Source organism: Bacteroides caecigallinarum, from assembly GCF_021530995.1.
GTDB lineage: Bacteria > Bacteroidota > Bacteroidia > Bacteroidales > Bacteroidaceae > Phocaeicola > Phocaeicola faecigallinarum.
This window is the reverse complement of sequence record NZ_JADYTF010000279.1, coordinates 1-594: the sequence shown is the minus strand read 5'-3', so window position 1 is coordinate 594 and position 594 is coordinate 1. Positions and strand designations below refer to the sequence as shown.

At 50.3% G+C, this 594-nt stretch carries 1 rRNA gene; it reads left to right on the top strand.

The annotated features are described in order from the left end of the window. Nucleotides 1-594 (top strand): 16S ribosomal RNA (locus I6E24_RS16615); the annotation flags it as partial.

Sequence of the window (594 nt, the reverse complement as noted above, 5' to 3'; positions counted from 1 at the left end):
ACGGAGGATGCGAGCGTTATCCGGATTTATTGGGTTTAAAGGGAGCGTAGACGGGATGTTAAGTCAGCTGTGAAAGTTTGGGGCTCAACCTTAAAATTGCAGTTGAAACTGGCGTTCTTGAGTGCGGTAGAGGCAGGCGGAATTCGTGGTGTAGCGGTGAAATGCTTAGATATCACGAAGAACTCCGATTGCGAAGGCAGCTTGCTGGAGCGTAACTGACGTTGATGCTCGAAAGTGTGGGTATCAAACAGGATTAGATACCCTGGTAGTCCACACGGTAAACGATGAATACTCGCTGTTGGCGATATACGGTCAGCGGCCAAGCGAAAGCATTAAGTATTCCACCTGGGGAGTACGCCGGCAACGGTGAAACTCAAAGGAATTGACGGGGGCCCGCACAAGCGGAGGAACATGTGGTTTAATTCGATGATACGCGAGGAACCTTACCCGGGCTTAAATTATGCATGAATCATTTGGAGACAGATGAGCCGCAAGGCATGTATGAAGGTGCTGCATGGTTGTCGTCAGCTCGTGCCGTGAGGTGTCGGCTTAAGTGCCATAACGAGCGCAACCCTTTCTGCCAGTTACTAACAG